This window comes from Rhodococcus sp. JCM 9793, assembly GCF_055380405.1.
Genome location: NZ_AP043721.1, coordinates 128,203 through 147,488 on the forward strand (window position 1 = coordinate 128,203; position 19,286 = coordinate 147,488).

General features: G+C 65.8%; 18 protein-coding genes. 9 read left to right on the forward strand and 9 right to left on the reverse strand.

The genetic code is table 11. From position 1 onward, the window contains the following. Positions 1 to 28: 28 nt before the first annotated feature. Complete coding sequence (locus tag ACZ46K_RS02725; RefSeq protein WP_054810239.1) at positions 29 to 529, reverse strand: nuclear transport factor 2 family protein; 501 nt, start codon at positions 527 to 529, stop codon at positions 29 to 31. A 110-nt stretch (positions 530 to 639) separates the two neighbouring features. Here ACZ46K_RS02725 and ACZ46K_RS02730 point away from each other — a divergent pair, with 110 nt between their 5' ends. The 5 genes from ACZ46K_RS02730 (at position 640) to ACZ46K_RS02750 (ending at position 4,935) form a co-directional block, all read left to right on the forward strand. Beyond that, positions 640 to 1,218, forward strand: coding sequence for a TetR/AcrR family transcriptional regulator (locus ACZ46K_RS02730; RefSeq protein ID WP_054810236.1), 579 nt, complete (start codon positions 640 to 642; stop codon positions 1,216 to 1,218). Between the two features lie 28 nt (positions 1,219 to 1,246). Then, positions 1,247 to 2,158 (forward strand): tRNA glutamyl-Q(34) synthetase GluQRS, encoded by a 912-nt coding sequence (gene gluQRS, locus ACZ46K_RS02735; protein WP_054810237.1) that lies wholly within the window; start codon positions 1,247 to 1,249, stop codon positions 2,156 to 2,158. A gap of 95 nt (positions 2,159 to 2,253) precedes the next feature. After that, positions 2,254 to 3,171, forward strand: a complete 918-nt coding sequence (locus ACZ46K_RS02740) for a DUF2189 domain-containing protein (RefSeq protein WP_054806531.1) — start codon at positions 2,254 to 2,256, stop codon at positions 3,169 to 3,171. 99 nt (positions 3,172 to 3,270) lie between these two features. Then, positions 3,271 to 4,092, forward strand: coding sequence for an RDD family protein (locus ACZ46K_RS02745; protein ID WP_464746544.1), 822 nt, complete (start codon positions 3,271 to 3,273; stop codon positions 4,090 to 4,092). A gap of 99 nt (positions 4,093 to 4,191) precedes the next feature. After that, a complete protein-coding gene (locus ACZ46K_RS02750; protein ID WP_054806535.1) occupies positions 4,192 to 4,935 on the forward strand; it encodes a queuosine precursor transporter in 744 nt (247 codons plus the stop codon). Here the strand turns inward: ACZ46K_RS02750 and tgt are convergent. The 5 genes from tgt to ACZ46K_RS02775 all read right to left on the reverse strand — a co-directional run bounded on the left by tgt (position 4,911) and on the right by ACZ46K_RS02775 (position 11,961). Then, on the reverse strand, positions 4,911 to 6,185 hold the full coding sequence (gene tgt, locus ACZ46K_RS02755) for a tRNA guanosine(34) transglycosylase Tgt (RefSeq protein ID WP_464746546.1): 1,275 nt from the start codon (positions 6,183 to 6,185) through the stop codon (positions 4,911 to 4,913). The genes ACZ46K_RS02750 and tgt overlap by 25 nt on opposite strands. 53 nt (positions 6,186 to 6,238) lie before the next feature. After that, entirely contained in the window at positions 6,239 to 7,459 is a 1,221-nt protein-coding gene (locus ACZ46K_RS02760) for an MFS transporter (protein WP_464746548.1), read from the reverse strand. 142 nt (positions 7,460 to 7,601) lie between these two features. Then, positions 7,602 to 8,105, reverse strand: a complete 504-nt coding sequence (locus ACZ46K_RS02765; RefSeq protein ID WP_054806530.1) for a cysteine dioxygenase — start codon at positions 8,103 to 8,105, stop codon at positions 7,602 to 7,604. Positions 8,106 to 8,284: 179 nt separating this feature from the next. Then, complete coding sequence (locus ACZ46K_RS02770) at positions 8,285 to 9,187, reverse strand: amidohydrolase family protein (protein ID WP_464746550.1); 903 nt, start codon at positions 9,185 to 9,187, stop codon at positions 8,285 to 8,287. Positions 9,188 to 9,228: 41 nt separating this feature from the next. Next, positions 9,229 to 11,961 carry a calcium-translocating P-type ATPase, PMCA-type gene (locus tag ACZ46K_RS02775; protein WP_464746552.1) on the reverse strand — a complete coding sequence of 911 codons (2,733 nt, stop codon included), beginning with the start codon at positions 11,959 to 11,961 and terminating at the stop codon, positions 9,229 to 9,231. A 123-nt stretch (positions 11,962 to 12,084) separates the two neighbouring features. Here ACZ46K_RS02775 and ACZ46K_RS02780 point away from each other — a divergent pair, with 123 nt between their 5' ends. Together ACZ46K_RS02780 and ACZ46K_RS02785 are read left to right on the forward strand one after the other, a co-directional pair. Beyond that, positions 12,085 to 12,504, forward strand: coding sequence for a pyridoxamine 5'-phosphate oxidase family protein (locus tag ACZ46K_RS02780; protein ID WP_054807472.1), 420 nt, complete (start codon positions 12,085 to 12,087; stop codon positions 12,502 to 12,504). Positions 12,505 to 12,541: 37 nt separating this feature from the next. Beyond that, positions 12,542 to 13,420: a cation diffusion facilitator family transporter gene (locus ACZ46K_RS02785; protein ID WP_054810912.1), complete on the forward strand. Its 879-nt coding sequence runs from the start codon at positions 12,542 to 12,544 to the stop codon at positions 13,418 to 13,420. A gap of 8 nt (positions 13,421 to 13,428) precedes the next feature. Here ACZ46K_RS02785 and ACZ46K_RS02790 read toward each other — a convergent pair whose 3' ends face one another. Continuing rightward, entirely contained in the window at positions 13,429 to 14,031 is a 603-nt protein-coding gene (locus ACZ46K_RS02790) for a LysE/ArgO family amino acid transporter (protein ID WP_464746554.1), read from the reverse strand. Between the two features lie 72 nt (positions 14,032 to 14,103). Between ACZ46K_RS02790 and ACZ46K_RS02795 the strand changes: the two genes are divergently transcribed. Next, positions 14,104 to 14,991 carry a LysR family transcriptional regulator ArgP gene (locus ACZ46K_RS02795; protein ID WP_054805747.1) on the forward strand — a complete coding sequence of 296 codons (888 nt, stop codon included), beginning with the start codon at positions 14,104 to 14,106 and terminating at the stop codon, positions 14,989 to 14,991. 36 nt (positions 14,992 to 15,027) lie between these two features. Next, the gene (locus tag ACZ46K_RS02800; RefSeq protein WP_464746556.1) at positions 15,028 to 15,615 is read left to right on the forward strand and encodes a DUF1707 SHOCT-like domain-containing protein; all 588 of its coding nucleotides are present in this window, start codon (positions 15,028 to 15,030) and stop codon (positions 15,613 to 15,615) included. 4 nt (positions 15,616 to 15,619) lie between these two features. Here the strand turns inward: ACZ46K_RS02800 and ACZ46K_RS02805 are convergent, their stop codons facing one another. Beyond that, positions 15,620 to 17,521, reverse strand: coding sequence for an ABC transporter ATP-binding protein (locus ACZ46K_RS02805; protein ID WP_464746559.1), 1,902 nt, complete (start codon positions 17,519 to 17,521; stop codon positions 15,620 to 15,622). Then, positions 17,518 to 19,245: an ABC transporter ATP-binding protein gene (locus ACZ46K_RS02810; RefSeq protein ID WP_464746561.1), complete on the reverse strand. Its 1,728-nt coding sequence runs from the start codon at positions 19,243 to 19,245 to the stop codon at positions 17,518 to 17,520. The genes ACZ46K_RS02805 and ACZ46K_RS02810 overlap by 4 nt, the downstream gene beginning before the upstream one ends. Between the last annotated feature and the right edge of the window lie 41 nt (positions 19,246 to 19,286).

Sequence of the window (19,286 nt, forward strand, 5' to 3'; positions counted from 1 at the left end):
CGACACCAGCGATCGTGGAACACGGTGGTCAGGCGCCCATCTTCGCCATCTTTTCGAGCCACGCCCGCGCATCGTCGGGAAGGTTTCCGCACTTCTCGGCATGAGCGCACCACCGCTTGGTGGCAGCGAGGAAATTCATCGGGTTGTAGGCGTCCTCCTGGTAGGACCACAACCCGTCGCCGGCGTAGTGAAGGATCGTGATGTTCGGGGCGTTGTGCTCGGTGCCGTCACCCGGGTCCTCCATCGGGTTCTGCACTTCGCAGATCACCCAACCGCGTTCCTCGTCGATCACGTACCAGGACGGCGGAAACGACGTCATGCGGCTGCCGGGAAATGCCGACATCGTCCGCGTCACCCATTTCCTGATGGCTTCACGTCCGTTCATCGTCCCGTACGCGTGCTCGACGTAGCGGGCATCCTCCGTGAACTGATCGGCATAGCAATTCCAGTCGCGAGTCCGTGTCGCCCGCACGACTGTGTCCCGGTAGTTCTCGTACGCCTTCTCGAGCTCGTCCTTGCTCCACCCCATCGCACTGCCCTCCGCGTCGTCGTGCGTGTCCGGCCACCCGCCGGTCGCGGTCGTGTGCACGTCGTCACCCGTGACATCAGGAGACCCACACGCTCCGCTACGGTTCTCCCATGCGCGCCCGCCCCTACGCAACCACCAGCCCCACCAGGCTCGCTGCGGCACTGCTCGAGGTCGCCGCACGCGGCGGTCTCGAATCGGCGAGCGTGCGAGAGGTCGCAAGCCAGGCGGGCGTGTCGATCGGCGCTGTCCAGCACCATTTTCCGACCAAGGACGAGATGCTCGCGTACTCGTTCCGGGCCCTCGCCGACCGGGTGCTCACGCGGCTGGCCACCGTCGACCCCGACATCGACCCCACCCGCACACTGTTCGCCGCACTGAGCCAGTTGCTGCCACTCGACGACCAACGCGGCAGCGAGGCGCATGTGATGGCCGCGTTTGCAGTGCGCGCCGCAACGTCGCCGTCGTTGAGTTCGATCCGCAGTTCTGTCCTCTTCACGATCCGCACGGGGCTCGCGATCGTCCTGATCCGCATGGGCACTCCCGATCCGGAGACGCGCGCCGCCCTGCTCGTCGCGGCCGTCAACGGCCTGGCGTTGGACGCGACGTCGAGCCCCGACCTGTACCCGCGTGAGTACCTCACCCATGCGCTGCACACCCAGATCCATCTGATGCTCGACACCCCGAACTGACACACGCCCTGCCCGATAGGGTGCACGAGTGTCACATTCGGCCGACAACGGCGCGGGCCGGTTCGCGCCCAGCCCGTCCGGCGACCTGCATCTCGGTAATCTCCGCACCGCAGTCCTGGCGTGGTTGTTCGCCCGATCCACGAACCGCCGATTCCTGGTGCGCGTCGAGGATCTCGATCGGGTACGTCCCGGTGCCGAACAGTCCCAGCTCGACGATCTCGCTGCGCTCGGTCTCGACTGGGACGGCAAGGTCGTCCACCAATCCCGTCGCCTGCGCCTGTACGACCAGGCGATCGCGCGTCTCGAGCGCGCCGGCCTGACGTACGAGTGCTACTGCACCAGGCGCGAGATACAACAGGCCACATCGGCTCCGCATGCCCCGGCAGGCGCATACCCGGGCACGTGCCGAGAGCTCACCGAAGCCGAACGCACAGCGAAACGCGACAACGGCCGCCCACCGGCGATCCGACTGCGATCGGGAGAGGCGAACTACACGATCCACGACGTCTTACACGGTGACTTCACCGGAATCGTCGACGACCTGGTGTTGCGCCGTGGGGACGGAAAACCCGCCTACAACCTTGCGGTGGTGGTCGACGACGCAGACCAAGGTATCGACCAGGTGGTGCGTGGCGATGATCTGCTGGCTTCCGCACCTCGCCAGGGGTATCTCGCTTCCTTGCTGGAGCTTCCGATACCCCGCTACGCACATGTCCCCCTCGCGTTGAACGACGAAGGGAAACGCCTGGCCAAGCGGGATGGCGCCGTCACACTCGCCGACCGGGTCGCGCTCGGGGAGACGCCCACCGACGTGCTCACGACGATCGCGGTGTCGCTGAATCTGGCCGATCCCGGTGAACCGGCAACGTTGCCTCTGTTGCTCGACCGATGGGATCCGACGCGTATGCCGAGAGATCCTTGGGTGTACCGACCACAGTGAAATACAAGATCGGAAGGGCTGCATCGAGGATGGAACCACCGTAGCCTCACGGTGAAACCGAAAATTCGTGCTCCATCCATCCGCGAGAGGATCCGATGACGACCGGCGGTTACGACCCGAACAAGGACCCGCAGAACCAGGGCGGCGATCCCAATCCGGAATGGCCGGGAAATCCACCCGGCGGTGCCACCCCTCCTCCCGGCGGATATCCCCCACCGCCGTCAGGCAACTATCCCCCGCCCTCGCAGGGCAGCGGCTTCCCGCCACCTCCGGGCGGAAATTATCCGCCCCCACCGGGAAACTATCCGCCGCCGCCCGGTAGCTACCCCCCACCTCCGGGTGGAGGCTTCGGTGGCGGTGCCGGACCCGCTCAGCTGAACGTCGGCGACGCGATCTCCTACGGGTGGCGCAAGTTCAGCCAGAACCCCGGCGTGTGGATCATCGTCATGCTGGTGGCCATTGTCATCCAGGCGCTCCTCAACTGGATCTTCAATGGGTTCGACTTCTCGGTCTCGCTCGATGACGGGGCATCCGGCTTCGGCGTCTGGTCGATCCTCGGCAGCTTCGTCACGGCCGTGGTCGGTTATCTGATCCAGGCGGCGTTCGTGCGCGGCGCGCTGAGCGAGGTCGACGGGCAGAAACCCGCTTTCGGAACCTTCTTGCAGGTGGGCGCGGTCGGCGCTGTGATCCTCGCGGGTCTGCTCGTGGGTATCGCGACCACGGTCGGGTTGTTCCTGTGCATCATCCCCGGTCTTGTCGTCGCGTTCCTGACGTGGTGGACGATGCAGTTCGTGGTCGACCGCAACCAGGACGCGATCACCGCGATCAAATCGAGTTTCAACGCGATCAAGTCCAACGCCGGCACCCTGCTACTGCTCGCACTGGCGCTCGTCGGCATCAATATCGTCGGCGCGCTGTTGTGCGGCCTGGGGCTCTTCGTCTCCGTCCCGGTGGCGATCATCGCCTCGACCTACGCCTACCGGATCACCACGGGTGGCCCTGTCGCTCCCTGACCACCCTGAGCCACCACATCGTTGCGCCACCGTATGGCTGTCCGTCACCGGAACGTTGTACGGTGGCGCAACTGCATCTTGCTCACAAAAGGGAGTTATATGACATCCGGTGGATACCCACCCCCACAGCCCGATCCGCAGAACCCGGGCGCGTACCCGGGCGGCGCTCCGCAGTACGGCACTCAGCCGGGCTTCGGACAGCAGCCGGCGGACTACACCCAGCAGTTCTCCGGTCCGATCGATGGCTACGGGCACGATAGCGGAGGCCAATACGGAGCCCCACAGTACGGTGCGCCCCAGAACGGCGGCGGCCAGTACGGCAGCCCTCAGTACGGTGCTCCGCAGGGCAACCAGTTCGGTGCGCCGCAGCAGGGTGCACCTCAGTACGGCACTCCGCAGTACGGTCAGGCACCCGGCGGACAGCAGTTCGGCGGGGCACCCGGCTTCCCCTCCCCCACACCCGGATTCGGTCCGTCGCAGCCCGGGGAGTTGCTGCCACGTCTCGGGGCTCGCATCATCGACGGGTTGATCGTCGGAATCCCGATGGGCATCCTCACCGCGATCGTCGCCTTCGGCAGCGGCAGCGGGTTCATGTCGTTCGTCATGTCGGTACTCACGGGAGTCGTCGCCTTCGGCTACTGGACGTACCTCGAGTCGACGCAGGGCGCGACCTTCGGCAAGAAGCTGCTCGGCCTGTCCGTGGTCGGACCGAACGGTGGAAACCCCACGCTCGAGGAGGCCGCCAAGCGCAACGCCTTCGTCGCGCTCCAGGTACTGACCGGCATCCCGTTCCTGGGGTGGCTGGCAAGCCTGGCGTCACTGGCCGCGTACATCGGCATCGCCGTGACGATCGAACAGGACGGCACCAAGCAGGGCTTCCACGACAAGTTCGCCGGCGGAACCCGGGTCGTCAAGTCCTGACGCTTCGGCATCACACAGCGGGCTCCGTTCTCCGGAACGGAGCCCGCTGTCGTGTTCGTAGCTTTCGCGATCGGCCGGGTCGGGTGCTTGGATGGCCAGGTGACAAAAGCATCCGACCTCTCGAAACCCGCATCCGAGCAAGTCGCCTTCGCTCGGATAGGACACAGCTTCTATCCCGGAATCCTCGTGCTGTTCAGCACTGTGCTGATCATCTCGAATATCACCGCGACGAAAGGTGTCGCGTTCTTCGGGGACAGTGAATGGGCCGTCGGACCGCTGCAGTTCCTGCCGATCATCACCGACGGCGGGTTCTTCCTGTTCCCCCTCGCGTACATCCTCGGCGACGTACTCAGTGAGGTGTACGGGTTCGCCGCGACCCGTCGCGCAGTGCTGTTCGGATTCGGCGCGGTCGCGCTGTCCGCCCTGTGCTTCTGGATCACGTGGTCGCTGCCTGCCGCCGACTTCTACGAACATCAGGACTCGTTCGAAGCCGTGCTCGGAGTGGTACCACGCATGCTTCTCGCAGGTCTGGCCGGATATCTGGTCGGCCAGCTCCTCAATTCGTATGTGCTCGTGTGGATCAAGAAGCGCACACAGGAAAAGCACCTGTGGGCACGACTGATCGGCTCGACTGTGGTCGGCGAGTTCGCCGACACATTGATCTTCTGCGCGATCGCGGCCGGCGCGATCGGCATCTCGACGTGGGCGGACTTCGTGAACTACGTGGTGGTCGGCTTCCTGTGGAAGACACTCGTCGAGATCGTCGTCATGCCCATCACGTACCGCGTTATCGCGTACGTGAAGAAGCACGAACCGAGTTACGGCGCGCGCTTGGCCGAGTAGAACCGGCTCAGCGTCTCGGCCTTGTGCTCGGGGAAGCGGCCGTCGTCGATGCTCTGCCGGATGTCGTCGACGAGGCGCACCGTGTACCGCTCGTTGTGGATCGTGCACAACGTGGACGCGAGCATCTCCTTCGCCTTGAACAGGTGGTGGATGTACGCGCGCGTGTAGTTCGCGCACGCATAGCAGTCGCAGTTCTCGTCGATGGGCGTGAAGTCGCGACGGAAACGGCTCGTGTTGATGTTGAACCGTCCGTCGGGGGTGTAGATCGCGGCGTTGCGCGCGACCCGTGACGGGTTGACACAGTCGAACGTGTCGGCGCCGTGTTCGACGGCGACGAACATGTCGTCGGGCTCGCTGATCCCGAGCATGTGCCGCGGCTTGTGCTCCGGAAGTTCCTCGCTGCACCAACGCACGATCGTGCCCAGGTTCTGTTTTTCGAGGGCTCCGCCGATGCCGTAGCCGTCGAAACCGCGACCCGTTTCACCGCGGATCGATTCGAGACCGCGGCACGCCTGCCTGCGCAGATCCTCGTACTGCGCGCCCTGCACCACACCGAACAGCGCCTGGTACGGGCGGTGGGTGCGTTGCGCGGTGAGCTTCTCGTGCTCGGCGATGCATCGCACCGCCCACGCCTGCGTGCGCCGCAGTGACTCCTCCTGATATCCGCGGGTGTTCATCAGGGTGGTCAGCTCGTCGAACGCGAACATGATGTCGGCGCCCAGTTCATGCTGGATGCGCATCGACACCTCGGGGGTGAAGCGGTGCTTCGACCCGTCGAGGTGCGATTTGAACGTCACGCCGTCGTCGTCGACCTTCGCGAGCCGTTCCTTGCCCTTGGCGATGACGTCGTCGTTCTGGACGCCCACCGACTCCATGGCGAGGACCTTCTTGAACCCCACACCGAGCGACATGACTTGGAACCCGCCGCTGTCGGTGAAGGTCGGACCGGGCCAGTTCATGAACTTGCCGAGCCCACCGGCCTCGTCGACGATGTCCGAGCCGGGCTGCAGATACAGGTGGTAGGCGTTCGCGAGTACCGCCTGTGCCCCCAGATCGGCCATCGCCTCGGGCAGCACCGCCTTGACCGTCGCCTTCGTGCCGACCGCCACGAACGCCGGCGTGCGAATGTCGCCGTGCGGGGTGTGGATGGTGCCTGTGCGCCCCAACCCGTTGTCGAGACGGGTCCCGATGGTGAAGAACGGGTCGTTCGGGGTGGGCACGGTTGTGTCGGTAGCGCTGGGGTCGGTCACGTCGTCATCCAATCATGACGGGCCGAGGACCGCGGCTGTCGTATGCCCACGGTTCAGGGCAGCCGCACGGCGACAGCAAAGATCGCCACACCCGCCAGCGCCAGCGCCACGCCGACGGCCGCGGGAGCCGTGTATCCGAAGCCTGCCGCGATGACGGCACCGCCGATCCACGCACCGAACGCGTTCGCGAGATTGAACGCCGCGTGGTGGAGCGACGCCGCGAGTGTCTGCGCGTCCTCCGCGACATCCATCAACCGGACCTGCAGGCCCGGTCCCACCGCGGCGCAGCCCGCGCCGAGCAGGAACACCAGCAACAGCGCCGTATACGGGTTGTGCACCGCGACGATGAACACCGCCAACAACACGGCGAGCGACGTCACCGTCATGAAGATCCCCGGCACCAGAGCGCGGTCGGCGAGCAGGCCGCCGACGAAGTTTCCGACGACCATGCCGATACCGAACAGCATCAGCGCGACCGGGACCAGCGACTTCGACAGTCCTGCGACATCGGTCAAGGTGGTGCTGATGTAGGTGTAGACCGCGAACACACCGCCGAAGCCGATGACCGCCACCGCGAGCGTCAGCCACACCTGCTTGCGCCTCAGAGCTCCGAGTTCGATCCGCACGCTGGTGGTGGGGATCGACAAGGACGGCACCCACGCGACGATCGCCGCGACGGTCACCACGCCGATCACTGCGACCAGGACGAATGCAGAACGCCAGCCCAGCGCCATTCCCAGCCACGATGCCGCAGGCACCCCGACGACGTTGGCCACCGACAACCCCATCATCACCAGCGACACCGCCCGAGCACGCTGACCCGGCCCCGCGAGATGCGCAGCCACGAGCGCCGCGACACCGAAGTACGCGCCGTGTGGCAGCCCGGCGAGGAACCGGGACGCGATGAGAAGCTCGTAGTTCGGTGCCAGCACAGTCGCCGCGTTGCCGAGGGTGAATGCCACCATGAGTGCGATCAGCAACGTTTTGCGCGGTAGCTTCGCGCCGATCACTGCGATCAGCGGAGCTCCGACGACGACACCAGCCGCATACGCCGACACCACGTGCCCGGCGGTGGGTTCGGAGATACCGAGCCCGGAGGCAATGTCGGGCAGCAGACCCATCGCCACGAATTCGGTCGTTCCGATGCCGAACCCGCCGAGCGCGAGCGCCCACATCACCAGCGCCCGCCCCGGGTACGCGGTGGTCGCGCTGTCGGCCTCGACCGAGGTCGTGGGCGCAGGATCGAGTGGACGGTCGGAAGCCGTGGTGGTCATGCAGGTGGAACCTTCGATTGGGCGAGTGACAGAAACCGGCCCGTCCGCGGACCGGGCAAGCTTCCATTGTCCTGCGCCTGCGCCCCGACGACGATTCGAGACGGCGTGAGTTACGCCATGCGGTGCACCATCGATCCGGGCACTACCAATCCGCGCCTGCTCGCTCCGAAGCGAGCAGCCGGAGTGTGCCGTCATCGACCCGATACCGGCTCATCGTCGACAGCGACGGCGCGTACACGTGGACGCTGACGGCGGGGGTGTCCGACTCGTTCGTCACCCCGTGAATGTGGTGGGCACCGAAACCACGCACCTCGCCGGATCGAATTTCGTTCCGCGACACCGATACCTGAGATCCGGGCAGGATCGCGTCGACCGGCGCGTGCACTGTGGTCTCGGTGAGTACCCCCTGTGCCACCGCGAAGGCACCTGCGCTGCCGCCGTGATCATGGATCTCGGTTCGCTGACCGGGGAGCCATGTGAGCAACCACACCTCGCGATCGTCGGCGACGGTCAGTCGGGTGTACCAGCGTTCCTGCTCGTCGAATCGAACGACCGGTAGCCATCGGTCGGGATCGCGTGCGATCTGCAGCGCGAGGGAGGTGAGATCGAGGTCGGCACGGATGGGCAGGTCTGGCTGAGTGAGCATTGCGAACTTCCCGAAATCGGGGCACCGATGTGCCCGGGCGGAGCAGAGGAGAGGGCGATTTCAGTGACAACAGTGCAGACGCGCGTCGTCGGCACGGGTCGAGTCCGTGCGGAGACCGCGATGCTGCGCAGTGGCCGGAATGTTCACGACGACCATGTCACCCGCTTCGGAACCGCAGGTCAAGAGTTCGGATCAATGCAATTCGAAAAGAATCGTGCCGGGTTGCCTGTGCGCAATCGCACCCCGGCGGAACCACCGAGTGCGAGAGGTTCAGCGTAGGGGCGATCGGACCCGAGCAAAACCCGATCCTCGCCCAGGTGGGCCATCACCGTTGCGACGATCTCCCGCCCGTACGACGACGTCTCCACGTACACACCCGGCGCGGGCACTCCGGCGGGCCCGCCGCGGGCAGCCATCCGATCGACGTGCAGCGGGGCCAGGCCCGCGAGCATGGCGAACAACACCCGCAGCCTCGGGAATCGGCGCGCACCGAACTCGTGCCAGCCGAACCACGCGGTGTGCATCTGGCCGACGTACGTCACCATCGCCGGCCACCACGACGGCGCATCGGGCGCCCCCGCCGGGCCCGGGTGAACGAACAGCGGCGCGCCTGCACGCTCGAGTTCCGCGAGTAACGGCGCGCACCGGTCGAGTCCCGCCGGATCGGCCAGCGCGGTGGCCGGAACCTGCAGACCGACGCACCCGGCCGCGAGCACGTCGCGCAGCATCCGGGGGTCGGGCTCGGCAATATTCGCGGCCGCCCACACCCCGAACGGAGCCGGTAGCGCCAGCGCACCTTCGTGGTAGGCGTCGAGCAGCGGGCCGGACTCGTCCGCGGGAAGTGTCTCGATTCCGAGCGCGCTCGACATCGACACCAGGGCCAGGTCGATTCCGTCCTGGACCGCAAGGGCCGCCCTCGCGCGGACCGAATGATCGGCGGGATCGACCTGATACGGCGGCTCGCCGGAAAGATGCAGTGTCCAGCCTTCGAGCCGGGGCGGGCCGCTGCGGTCGCGGAGAGCGTCGACGAACGACGAGGGCCACAGGTGCTGGTGCACGTCGACGCGGGATCGTCGCTTCATGGTGTCCAGCGTTGTCTCCCCTGCTGTGTCGAGTCAACCGTTCAGGTCAGGACGGGCGTCTCGACTCGCGCCGACCTCCGAGCCTCGAGTCGCCGGGCCACGAACTTGCCTGCTTCGTCGGCCCACAGCACCGTGGATCCGACCGCAACTGCGAGCGCCCACTGTTGCGACGTCAGTGACGTGGTGTCGAAGAATCCCTGCAGCATGCTCGTCTGCACCACGCAGATCTGCAACACGACAACCGCGACGATCGCGATCCAGATCGTGTGATTGGTCAACGTCCGCATCGAGAACACCGAGCCGAGATCGGAGCGGACGTTGAACAGGTTGAACACCTGGTAGAAGACGAACGTCGTGAACGCGAGGGTGGTCGCGAACAACGGGTCGGATGCGCTGTCGGGGAACCATTTCGGTCCGTAGTACAGGACAGCGATCGTGCCCGCGGTCATCAGTACACCGAGCCCGAGTATGCGCTGCACGCGCTCACGGGTGAGCAGGGCTTCCTGCACGGGTCGCGGTGGCCGCTTCATGGCGTCCGGCTCGGTGGGGTCGACTCCGAGCGCGAGCGCGGGTGGTCCGTCCATGATGATGTTCACCCACAGGATCTGCAGGGCGGTGAACGGCGCTCCGCCCGCCAGCCCGAGCACACCCGCAGTGAGGAAGATCAGCACGAACCCCCAGGCGGTCGTGAGCTGGAATTTCACGAATTTGACGATGTTGTCGTAGATTCCACGCCCCTCCGAGACCGCCGCGACGATGGTCGCGAAGTTGTCGTCGGTGAGGATCATGTTCGCAGCGCCCTTGGATACGTCGGTGCCGGTGATACCCATGGCGACGCCGATGTCGGACTGCTCGAGCGCGGGTGCGTCGTTGACACCGTCGCCGGTCATCGCGACGATCTGACCGTCGGCCTGCAGTGCCTTGACGAACCTGATCTTGTGTTCGGGCGCCACGCGGGCGAGGACACCGAATTGTGCTGCCTGATCGCGTAATTCGTCGTCTCCGAGGGAATCGAGGTCGGCGCCGTCCGCGGCCTTGCCGTGGATGCCCAGCTCGTCCGCGATCGCCGACGCGGTGACCAGGTGGTCCCCCGTGATCATGTGCACCGCGATACCCGCGCCGTGCGCCACCTCGATGGCGTCCTTCGCCTCGGGTCGCGGCGGGTCGACGATGCCCACGATCGCGTACACGGTCAGATCGGACACCTTGTTCTGCAGCGCCTCTGCGTCGCCGCGGGGCACTGCGTCGAGTGCACGGCCGGCGATCATGAGCGTACGCAGACCCTCGGACGCAAGGTCGTCGACCGCTCGGCGGATCCGCGTGCGTGCAACGTCGTCGATCGGGATCGGGCCGTCATCGCCGAGAGTGGTCGACGCACGGTCCAGCAGCACGCCGGGTGCGCCCTTCGCGAAACACCGGTAGCCGCCGTTCGGGAGTGCGTGGAAGGTCGCCATGTACTTGTAGTCCGAGTCGAACGGCACCTCCTCGATCCGGGCCAGCGCCGCACGGCTTCCTTCGACGTCGATGCCGCCCTTCTCGGCCAGCACCACGAGTGCGCCCTCGGTGGGATCGCCGACGAGCGTGCCCTCGCGCACGGTCGCGTCGTTGCACATGGCCATACCCAGCAGCGCGTCGGTGAGGTCGGGCGCGGGCATACCGTCGCCGACGAGAATCTTGCCGTCGGTTCCGTAACCGGTACCGGTGACGCGGAAGCTGCGCCCGTGCACCAGCAGCCGCCGCACCGTCATCTCGTTGAGGGTCAGCGTCCCGGTCTTGTCGGTCGCGATGTGGGTGGTGCTTCCGAGCGTTTCGACGGCCGCGAGTTGTTTGACGATCGCGCCGCGCGCCGCGAGCCGGGACGCGCCCATCGCCAGGGTGAATGCGACGACCGCGGTGAGTCCCTCGGGGATGGTGGCGACCGCGAGCGACACAGCGGTGACGAGGAGTTCGGACCACGTCTGCCCGCGCAGCAGACCGAGGACGAACACTGACGCGACCGTGATGATCGCAATGATGGTGAGGGTCTGTGCGAGCTGACCGATGCGGCGCTGCAGCGGGGTCTGTTCGACACCGGCTGCGCCGAGCAGCGCGGCGATCGCTCCCATCTCGGTGCGCATTCCGGTGTCGGTGACGATCATCGAGGCGCGCCCGCGGGTGACCTCGGTGTTCATGAACAGCATGTCGTGGCGGTCGCCGAGTGGGGCTTGCGGGTCGTCGACGGGATCGGCGGTCTTGTCGACGGGCTGCGATTCGCCGGTGAGTGCGGCCTCGGCGACCTGGAGTCGCACGGCAGCGACGATGCGGCCGTCGGCGGGCACCGAGTCGCCGGCCTCGAGCTGCACGATGTCGCCGGGGACGAGATCGGCGCGGGGAAGTTCGACACCGCGACCGTCACGCAAGACCCGCGTGGTCGACACCGACATCTGTTTCAGTGCCTGCAGGCTGTTCTCGGCTCGGGCTTCCTGCACGTAGTTGAGGACGGTGTTCAGGACGATGACCGCGAAGATGACGACGGGGGTTTCCCACTCCCGCGACACGGTCGCGCTGACGACGGCCGCGACCACGAGAACGAGCGTCATCTTGTCGGCGAGCAACGACAGCACCTTCCGCCACGCGGGGATGCTCTTGGCCTCGTCGAGGACGTTCGGTCCGTGCTCTGCGCGGCGACGCTCCACCTCGCCTGCGGCCAGGCCTCGATCCGGGGCGACATCGAAGGCCTCGGCGACGTCGTCTGCGGGGCGGGTGTGCCACCTCGACGCGGTCTCGACACTCATCGATACTCCGATCCACGTGCGCGGGTGGGTCGTTCTCACCGTAACTGCAGGTGGTACTCCTGCGCCGGGCGTACGTTCGTGATGTGGTGGAGGGGAAGCATCGAAGTTCGAGGAGGAGCACCGATGAGCGAGTTCCCGGAATCCGATCAGCCTGTCGTTCGTCTGACCGAGGAACAGGCTTGGGAGCGACTCGCGTCCGCGAAGGTGGGACGCCTCGTCACCGTCGTGGGTGACCGCCCCGAGATCTATCCCGTCAACTATGTGGTGACGGACGGCAAGGTGTACTTCCGCACCGGAGAGGGCAGCAAACTGTCCGAACTGGCCGTCCATGCGAACGTCGCGTTCCAGGTCGATCACATCCACGAGGACACCGCGTGGAGCATCGTCGTGCACGGCAGCGCCCATGTGCTGCGGAGTTTCGACGACGCCGCGAAGATCGATGCACTGGGCCTGACCCCATGGGTTCCGACGCCGAAGTTCGATTACGTCGAGATCCGGGCAACAGAAATCACCGGACTGCAGTACAACCTCGTCAAGAACTGACACGACGGTGACCTCGGCGCAGTCGCATCGGCTGCTCATGCGCTTCATGTGGTTGTCGGTCGCTGCGGCGCTGGCGACGATGGCCCTGAAGTCGCTCGCCGCGTGGTTGACGGGATCGGTGGGTCTGCTCTCCGATGCGCTGGAGTCCGGCGTCAATCTGGTGGCGGCGATCGTGGGTCTGCTCGCGCTGCGTTTGTCCGCGAAACCGGCCGACTTCAACCACGATTTCGGCCACGGCAAAGCCGAGTACCTGTCGGCCGCTGTCGAGGGCACGATGATCTTCGCGGCCGCGACCGCAATCCTGTGGACGTCGATCGACCGACTGCTGTCACCGCAGCCGGTCCAGGAGGCCGGTCTCGGTCTCGCACTGTCGGCCGGGTCGTCCGTCATCAATCTCGCGGTCGGACTCGTCCTGATCCGCGAAGGCAGGAAGCACCGGTCGATCACGCTGGTCGCCGACGGCAAACACCTGCTCACCGACGTGTGGACGTCGGCCGGCGTCCTGGTGGGTGTCGCGCTGGTCGCGTTGTCGGGGTGGGACGTGCTCGATCCGATCGTGGCGATCGTGGTGGCGTTGAACATCCTGCGTATCGGGTACGGACTGGTGAAACAGTCCGTCGTGGGCATGCTCGATGCCGCGCTCCCCACCGAGGATGTCGCCGTGGTGAACGGGGTGCTCGACCGGTACCGCGCGTCGGAGCCGGTGGAGTTCCTACCGCCGCGCACGCGCGAGTCGGGACGCCAGCGTTTCGTGTATCTGACGGTGCGGGCGCCGGGCGACTGGTCGGTGCGTGCCGGGCACGATCTGCTCGACCGGCTCGAAGCCGATCTTCAGGACGCGTTGCCCGGGGTGACGGTGTTCACCCACCTCGAGCCACTGGGTTACCGGAAGCGTGGCACTGCTCCGCACGCGTAGCGCGACCGTCAGGAGGACACGACGAGTCCGGCACCGAGGCCGAACATCAGGACCGCGACGCCACCGTCGAGAATCCGCCAGGATCCGGGCTTGGCGAACCAGCTGCGCAGGTAGCGCGCACCGTATCCGAGGGCGACGAACCACACACCGCTCGCAGCGATGGCACCCGCGCCGAACCACCAGCGTCCCGGGTTTCCGTAGTTGTTGGCGACGGATCCGAGCATGAGCACGGTGTCGAGATACGTGTGGGGATTGAGCCACGTCAATGCCAGACAGGTCAGCAGCGCTGCGCCGATGGTGACGGCGCCGCCGGGCGCGGCCGACAACGCCTCGGGGCGCAGTGCCCGCCGCGCCGCGAGAAGACCGTATCCGATGAGGAAAACTGCTCCTGCCCAACGAATCACATCGATGACGCCGGGCGCGTGATCGAGGATCGTCGCAATTCCTGCAATGCCCGCCGTGATGAGGACTGCGTCGGAGATCGCGCACACCGCGATCACAGGAAACACGTGTCGTCGCGCGATGGCCATGCGCAGAACGAAGGCGTTCTGCGCACCGATCGCGACGATGAGCGACAGACCTGTGACGAAGCCGGCGGCGAGAAGGGACATGCGCTCCACGCTAGGAATCCGGCGATCATAAGGAAAATTGATTCCTCTAACTCTGCATTAGAGTTGCTTCATATGGACATCGACTTCTCCCAATTGCGGACTTTCGCAGCGGTCCTGGACGAAGGCACGTTCGACGGAGCCGCCGCAGTCCTGCGGATCACGCCGTCGGCGGTGAGCCAGCGCATCAAGGCACTCGAACAACATGTGGGCCGGGTCCTGCTACGCCGCACCCGCCCTGTGTCGGCCACACCGTCCGGTGAAGTGGTCATGCGCCTTGCGCGACAGGTCGCGCGTCTGGAGAACGACGCCTCCGACGAGCTCGGCCTCACAGCCGACGAACGCACATTCGTGACGATTCCCCTGGTCGTCAACGCGGATTCGATGTCCACGTGGATGCTGCGCGCGCTCGCACGCATGCCTGTCCGCCATCGAGCGCTGTTCGAACTGCATCGCGAGGACGAATATCATTCCACTGCATTGCTCCGCGACGGCACCGCGATGGCCGCCGTCACCTCCGTTCCCGAACCCGTGCAGGGCTGCACCTCCGAGAAACTCGGATCCATGCGCTATCACGCGATGGCCAGCATCGACTTCTCCGAACGATGGTTTCCCGACGGCATGACCGCCGAAGCGATCCAGGAGGCCCCGATGCTCACCTTCGACCGCAAGGACGACATGCAGGATCGCTTCCTGCGCAAGAGAACCCGCCGTCGAGTCGCAGTTCCCCGAAACTACGTTCCCGGCGCACTCGAATTCGTCGATGCTGCACGCCTCGGGCTCGGCTGGGGAATGCTGCCCGACGCGATGCTCACCGACACCACCGATCTCGTGAACCTCGCCCCCGACGACCCCTTCGACGTCCCGCTGTACTGGCAGCGCTGGCGCCTCGACTCCCCGGTGCTCGACGCACTCACCGCTGCGGTGCGTCGCACGGCCCGGGAAGTATTACGTGCGCCGTAGAATTCGACTGCATACGATCCTGCGGAGGCGAACGACATGACGAACCGGCCCGACGAACACGATCTGCGATTGAGCGACGACGAGCGGCTGCACGCCTTGAACGTCATCAGTGAGCACTTCGCGGCAGGGAGGCTGGACGCCGATGAGTTCTACGAGCGCTCCGGCGAGATCGCGGCGGCCCGCGCGCTCGACCCACTCCGCAATGCATTCCGCGGGCTTCCGGGCGGCGCACCGTTGGAAGTGGTCGACAACCGGATCCGGAAGGTGTCGACCGAGATCGCCGAAACCACGCCCGCCGGCGCTCCGTCACACAGCGCCGATGCAGAGCTGTCGTCGCTGCTTCGGAGAGGAAATCTGGTCGAATCCCTCGACTGGGTGATCATCGGAATCACCCTCGTGACATTCCTCGTGCTGAACAACGTGTTCGATTGGGACCACGCCTGGCTGGTCTGGCCCAGCCTGATCGTGACACTGGGACTACCGCGGTTGATCTTCAACTACAGCGACTCGGACGAGGAACTCTACGAAGAGTTGAAGGAATCCGAGAACGAAGAGCGCAAGAAAAGATTGAAACAGGCCGCGGACCGGATCAAGCAGCTCGAGAACAACGATCGCGACACCTGAAGGATCAGTCGACGAGAGCCTTGAACTGCGCCTCGTACAGGCGTGAGTACGCGCCGCCCCTCTGGAGCAGCTCCTCGTGGGCCCCCTGCTCGACGATCCGGCCGTCCTCCATCACCACGATCCGATCGGCGTCGCGAATCGTCGACAACCGGTGCGCGATCACGAAACTGGTGCGGTCGTCGCGCAGCCGCGCCGTGGCCTGCTGCACGAGAAGCTCGGTACGGGTGTCGACCGAGCTCGTGGCCTCGTCGAGGATCAGGATCGACGGCTTCGACACGAATGCGCGGGCGATCGTGATGAGCTGCCGCTCACCGGCACTGAGGCTTCCCGACTCCTCGTCGACGATGGTGTCGTAACCGTCGGGCAGGGCACGTACGAACCGGTCGACGTAGCTCATCCGGGCGGCCGACATGATCTGGTTCTCGGTCGCGTAGGGGTTGCCGTAGGCGATGTTCTCGCGGATCGTGCCGCCGAACAGCCAAGTGTCCTGCAGCACGATGCCGATACGGGTGCGCAACTCCTCCCGCAGCATCCCGGTGATGTCGACACCGTCGACGAGGATCCGGCCCGAATCCACCTCGTAGAAACGCAGGATCAAATTCACGAGAGTGGTCTTGCCGGCACCGGTGGGCCCGACGATCGCGATCATCTGCCCGGGCTCTGCACGCAACGTCAGGTTCTCGATGAGCGGGCGTTCCGGGGTGTACGAGAACGACACGTTCTCGAACTCGACGAGGCCGTGCCGACTCCACGGCATCATGGGGGCCGCAGGCTCGGGATCCTGCTCCTCCTCGTCGAGGACCGCGAACACTCGCGTCGCGGATGCCGCGGCGGACTGCAGCAGATTGAGCATCGCACCGATCTGGGCGAGCGGCTGCGACAGCTGCCGGGAATACTGGATCATCGCCTGGATCTCACCGAGCGTCGAGGTGCCCGACGCCACGCGCAGACCACCGATCACTGCCACCACGACGTACCCGATGTTGCTGAGGAACGTCACGAGCGGCAGCACCAGGCCCGACACGAACTGCGCACGGTACGCGGCGTGGAACAGCGAATCGTTGGTTTCGGTGAACCGCCGCTCGATCTCGGCGGTCCGGCCATACGCGGTGATGAGTTCGTGCCCGGTGAACGATTCCTCGATCTGCCCGTTGAGCGTGCCCGTCGCATCCCATTGCGCCACGAAATGCTTCCGCGAACGCTTCGCCACGAGGATCGTCACCACGGCCGCCGCAGGGACGAGCAGCAGCGCGATCACAGCAAGCAACGGCGAGATCCAGAACATCATCACCACGAGCCCGAGGAGCGTGAACACCGCAAGCACCAGCTGGCTGATGGACTCCTGCATGCCCGTCGACACGTTGTCGATGTCGTTGGTGACACGGCTGAGCAGATCACCGCGCGAATGTGTGTCGAAGTAACGCAACGGCAGGCGGTGGATCTTCCGCTCGACGCTCGCACGCATGTCCCGCACGGTGCGCTGCACGATCTCGTTCAGTCCGTACGCGGCAACCCAGATCAGCGCGGACGACAACAGATACAGCGCGAGGACGATGACCAGGGTCCGCGCCAGGCTCGTGAAGTCGATGCCCGCTCCGGGGATCACGTTCATACCGGCGACCATGTCGGCGAACTGATCGCGACCCTCTGCGCGTAGCTGCACGATCGCGGCGTCCTTCGACAGCCCTGCCGGGAGCTGCATACCGACCACACCGTTGAAGATGATGTCGGTGCCCCGGCCGAGTACGAGCGGCGCGATCGACGAACTCACGACACCGAGCAACGCCGCAATCATCACCGAGTACACGACATAACGATGCGGGTGCAGCAGACCGAGGATGCGGACGATCACGCGCAGACGCGACTGCGGAGCGGCCTGATTCTCGGCCGCGGCGGGCGTCGTCATACGGCGGCCATTCTCTGCGATTCGACGATTTCGGTGTACGTCTGGGAACGACCGAGCAGCCCGAGGTGGGTTCCGGACGCGACCATGGCACCTCCGTCGAGGACGACGATGCGATCCGCGTCCTGCACGGTCGAGACGCGCTGGGCGACGATGAAGACGCAGGCGTTGCGCGTTTCCGGTTCCAGCGCCGCGCGCAATCGGGCATCGGTCGCGGGGTCGAGCGCCGAGAACGCGTCGTCGAACAGGTAGATGGAGGGTTTACGGACCAGCGCACGGGCGATCGCGAGTCGTTGTCGCTGCCCGCCCGACACGGTGGTGCCGCCCTGCGACACCACCGATTCGAGCCTGTCCGGCATGGCATGGACGAAGTCGGCGGCCTGGGCCACCTCGAGCGCGTGCCACAGTTCGTCGTCGCTCGCGTCGGCGCGCCCGTAGCGGAGATTGTCGGCGATCGTGCCCGAGAACAAGTACGCCTTCTGCGGGACCACGGAGATCCGTGACCGCAGCACCTCCGGGTCGAGGCGCCTGACGTCGACACCCGACACCAGCACCTGTCCGTCGGTGACGTCGATGAGTCGCGGTATCAGACGCATCAGTGTGCTCTTGCCCGACCCGGTGCCGCCGATGATCGCGGTGGTGGTGCCGGGCTCCGCGCGGAAGCTGATGTCGCGCAGAACGGACGCGTCGGCGCCCGGATAGGAGAATCCGGCACCTCGTAGTTCGACGTCGATGTGGGTGGGAAGGTCGCGCACCGGTTCTGTCGGCGCCGCCACGGTCGGTTCGGTGTCGAGGACCTCGAGGATGCGCCCGGCGCACACGCTTGCGCGCGGCATCATCATCGCGATGAACGACGACATGAGGACTGCCATCAGGATTTGTGCGACGTAGGTGATCATCGCGGTGATGGAGCCGACCTGCATGGCGCCGGAGTCGATCCGGGAACCGCCGACCCACACCACGGCGACAGTGCTGAGGTTCGCGATGAGCAGCACCGCCGGATACAGCACCGAGTTGACACGGCCGACGCGCAGCGCTGTCGCGGTGAGATCGTCGTTGGCCCGGTCGAAGCGGGCCTTCTCGGTGTCGTCGCGAACGAAGGCCCGCACGACCCGGATCCCGCTGACCTGTTCGCGCAGCACCCGATTGACACCGTCGAGCCGTATCTGCATGACCCGGAATCCCGGCAGCATCAGCGCGATGAGGACGACCATCGTCAGGATCAGCGCAGGCACAGCGACCGCGAGCACCAGTGAGGTGCCGACGTCTTCACGCAACGCCATGATGACGCCGCCGATAGCCATCATCGGCGACGTCACCACGATGGTGCAGGTCATCAGGACCAGCATCTGCACCTGCTGCACGTCGTTGGTGTTGCGGGTGATCAGCGACGGTGCTCCGAACGTGCCGAACTCGCGGGCGGAGAACCCACCGACCCGCTGGACGAGCGCCAACCGGACGTCTCGTCCGAACGACATGGCGGCTCGCGCAGCGAAGTACACGGCACCTATGGAGCAGCCGACCTCGACCGCGCTGATCCCCAGCATGAGGAGCCCGGTACGCATGATGTAGTCGATATCGCCGACCGCGACGCCCTGATCGATCAGGTCGGCGTTCAGGCTCGGCAACAGCAGCATGCCCGTGGTGGCCGCGAGCTGCAGCAGGACCACAACTATGAGCGAACCCTTGTAGCGCACGAGGAAGCGCCGTAACAGCCGAACCAACATGGGCAATACGCTACCTGCGTCTCCGGACGAACCTCGCGACC

Coding starts and splice junctions, on each gene's coding strand:
- ACZ46K_RS02725 (WP_054810239.1), bottom strand. CDS start 529: ATGGGGTGGAGCAAGGACGAGCTCGAGAAGGCGTACGAGAACTACCGG.
- ACZ46K_RS02730 (WP_054810236.1), top strand. CDS start 640: ATGCGCGCCCGCCCCTACGCAACCACCAGCCCCACCAGGCTCGCTGCG.
- ACZ46K_RS02740 (WP_054806531.1), top strand. CDS start 2,254: ATGACGACCGGCGGTTACGACCCGAACAAGGACCCGCAGAACCAGGGC.
- ACZ46K_RS02745 (WP_464746544.1), top strand. CDS start 3,271: ATGACATCCGGTGGATACCCACCCCCACAGCCCGATCCGCAGAACCCG.
- ACZ46K_RS02760 (WP_464746548.1), bottom strand. CDS start 7,459: ATGACCACCACGGCTTCCGACCGTCCACTCGATCCTGCGCCCACGACC.
- ACZ46K_RS02765 (WP_054806530.1), bottom strand. CDS start 8,105: ATGCTCACTCAGCCAGACCTGCCCATCCGTGCCGACCTCGATCTCACC.
- ACZ46K_RS02770 (WP_464746550.1), bottom strand. CDS start 9,187: ATGAAGCGACGATCCCGCGTCGACGTGCACCAGCACCTGTGGCCCTCG.
- ACZ46K_RS02775 (WP_464746552.1), bottom strand. CDS start 11,961: ATGAGTGTCGAGACCGCGTCGAGGTGGCACACCCGCCCCGCAGACGAC.
- ACZ46K_RS02780 (WP_054807472.1), top strand. CDS start 12,085: ATGAGCGAGTTCCCGGAATCCGATCAGCCTGTCGTTCGTCTGACCGAG.
- ACZ46K_RS02785 (WP_054810912.1), top strand. CDS start 12,542: ATGCGCTTCATGTGGTTGTCGGTCGCTGCGGCGCTGGCGACGATGGCC.
- ACZ46K_RS02790 (WP_464746554.1), bottom strand. CDS start 14,031: ATGTCCCTTCTCGCCGCCGGCTTCGTCACAGGTCTGTCGCTCATCGTC.
- ACZ46K_RS02795 (WP_054805747.1), top strand. CDS start 14,104: ATGGACATCGACTTCTCCCAATTGCGGACTTTCGCAGCGGTCCTGGAC.
- ACZ46K_RS02800 (WP_464746556.1), top strand. CDS start 15,028: ATGACGAACCGGCCCGACGAACACGATCTGCGATTGAGCGACGACGAG.
- ACZ46K_RS02805 (WP_464746559.1), bottom strand. CDS start 17,521: ATGACGACGCCCGCCGCGGCCGAGAATCAGGCCGCTCCGCAGTCGCGT.
- ACZ46K_RS02810 (WP_464746561.1), bottom strand. CDS start 19,245: ATGTTGGTTCGGCTGTTACGGCGCTTCCTCGTGCGCTACAAGGGTTCG.